This is a genomic window from Psychrobacillus sp., assembly GCF_056205495.1.
In genome coordinates this window covers 1-2239 of sequence record NZ_JBAEAP010000091.1, presented here as the reverse complement: position 1 = coordinate 2239, position 2239 = coordinate 1, and the positions used below count along the sequence as shown (strand labels likewise).

The 2239-nt window shown below is 33.9% G+C and carries 2 protein-coding genes and 1 pseudogene; 2 read left to right on the top strand and 1 reads right to left on the bottom strand.

Going from position 1 to position 2239, the window contains the following annotated elements:
- Positions 1-404: 404 nt before the first annotated feature.
- Positions 405-647 carry a hypothetical protein gene (locus AC06OU_RS02845; protein ID WP_475853844.1) on the top strand — a complete coding sequence of 81 codons (243 nt, stop codon included), beginning with the start codon at positions 405-407 and terminating at the stop codon, positions 645-647.
- Positions 648-820: 173 nt separating this feature from the next.
- A pseudogene (locus AC06OU_RS02840) lies at positions 821-1180 on the top strand (LysR family transcriptional regulator substrate-binding protein); the annotation flags it as partial.
- Positions 1181-1284: 104 nt separating this feature from the next.
- Here the strand turns inward: AC06OU_RS02840 and AC06OU_RS02835 are convergent.
- Positions 1285-2193, bottom strand: coding sequence for an iron-hydroxamate ABC transporter substrate-binding protein (locus AC06OU_RS02835; RefSeq protein ID WP_475853843.1), 909 nt, complete (start codon positions 2191-2193; stop codon positions 1285-1287).
- Positions 2194-2239 lie beyond the last annotated feature (46 nt).

The window sequence follows — 2239 nt, the reverse complement described above, 5'->3', positions numbered from 1 at the left end:
GTTAAAGCTGAACATAAAACTATGTGCACTTTAAATTATCACTTATCTCTAACAAAACCTAAAAGAAAAGGTAATGTAGTGGTCTTAACCTTTTTCACTATTTACTAGTACCTCATTAATCCCCCATTTTTGTTAATAGCCTGTGGAATCATTTGTTAAATGATTTCTTGAACTACATTTTTAATGCTCTAAGGTTGTTCTATACTTTAAGGCGGTATGTCATCCGTACAACTGTACATCTTATGGGAACGTGAGCAATATCTAAAAATGTATTAATAGTAAAGCGTTGGGGCTCTAAGCTTCCAACGCTTTTCTTATGATATACGAGGAGCTTATTTGTCGGAAGCAAAAATAAAGAGTTTTTTTCTCTAATGTTGTATATTGATTAGTGAGGAGTGATGAGCTTGACTAACGAAGAAATAAATAAACTATCGGATATTTTGTTACAAAGTCTGTATGATTATCATTTTGCTAATAATGGTGGGAGCTATGTATTACCTAAAGCTATGGTAAATACGGATCTCAATAGCAAACAAGCCATTGAATACCTAATCGAAATGGAATATGCCGTGGATAGTGGGCAGGGTTCAGATAACCTTATTTTAGCAATAACTGCTAAAGGTATGGAGTATCTTAAAAGCAAGTAATTATTCACCAGAACATCCAAATTATTAAACTCAAACTGAATGAAAATATAACTTTTAAAACACCGTCCAGTTGTTGACTGGAACGGTGTTTTTTTATGTATATAAAAAACGGGTAGATGTGATGTTGGATACCACTATATGAGGAAGATATTTTTTAAACAGTCCCCAAATCATACAAAGAGGCAACCAAAGGATCCATTGACCTACATGAATTGGAGAACCTATCATTTATCGGATTAACAGATCAATATCGTTTTAGTCAACTTACAGACCATTTTTGTAAATCAGTAGGCTACACACCTAAATATCAAGTAGAAGTAGAGGAAGCAACGACAATTCTGCAGATGGTAAAGAATGAGCGTGGAGCAGCGTTTACACCTGAAACGTCAGTTAATCTATATGAAGATAAGATCAAACATTTAAAAATTGAAAATGCAAAGTTTAAACGAACCATTGGATTATTAAAGCACAGTTATACATACCCAACAAAAATTTCAAAGACATTTATTTCACATTATCATCATTATTTCTAAGAGACTAAAAAGAATAAATAACAAAAAAATATAAGCACCTATGATTTACTTTGTAAAATCATAGGTGCTTATATTATTCCTGGTAGGTTTCATGCCATTCCTTATTATTTATTCAAAAACGAGCTTTCAAAGAAATCTAGAAGGTGCTCTAAAGTTATAGGATCACTGTAGGTGGATGCCTTTGTATTAATTTCAAATACTTGACCATTCTTAACTGCAGGGATGTTTTTCCATAGATCTGTTTCTAGGAAAGAGTTATCTACGTCTGGATTTTTACTCAAAATAACATAATCACCTGCGTATTCTGGAAGTAGTTCAGTTGAAATAACATAGATCCCAGATTCAAGCGCTGAATTCTTTACCTTTTCGGGCATATTTAAACCCATTGCTTGGTACAAGATTTCGGTTCCACGTGCATAATTATTTCCAAACACATAAAACTCCTTGTTTCCACTTTCAATGACAGAAACTGTTGCGTCTTCACCGATTTTCGATTTGATAGCCTCGCCAACTGATTCTGCTCGAGCCGAAAAATCCTCAATCCATTCTTTAGCTTCCTTTTCCTTATTTAATAGCTTCCCAATTTCAAGCTGCTGTTCTAAGTAATCTAGTTTTCCCCAAGTAAAAACAACAGTAGGAGCAATTTCATTTAACTTTTCGATGTTATTCATATGAGATCCTGCAATAATCAAATCTGGATCAAGCTCGATAATTTTTTCTAAGTTCTCCTCAGTTACAACTTCCACTCCATCAAGTCGTTCTTCAAAAAGAGGGTTCATCTTTGTCCAATCAACAATTCCAACTACATTTGCCTCTAAAGCCAAAGCATTTGGACCGTTTGTAAGAGTGATTATTCTTTGTGGATCTGCCGGAACCTCGATAGGGCCAGTTTCTGATTGGTATTTAATCGTATCTGAATTTGTTTCTTCTTGCTCCTTATTTGTTTCCTTGTCTCCACATGCAGCCAGGATAAGTACAAAGAATAGTAAGGTTATCGTAAATAGCTTTTTCATCAATTAAACTCCTTCTTCATCATTAAATTTGAAATAAATTGAAGAT

Coding starts and splice junctions, on each gene's coding strand:
- AC06OU_RS02835 (WP_475853843.1), bottom strand. CDS start 2,193: ATGAAAAAGCTATTTACGATAACCTTACTATTCTTTGTACTTATCCTG.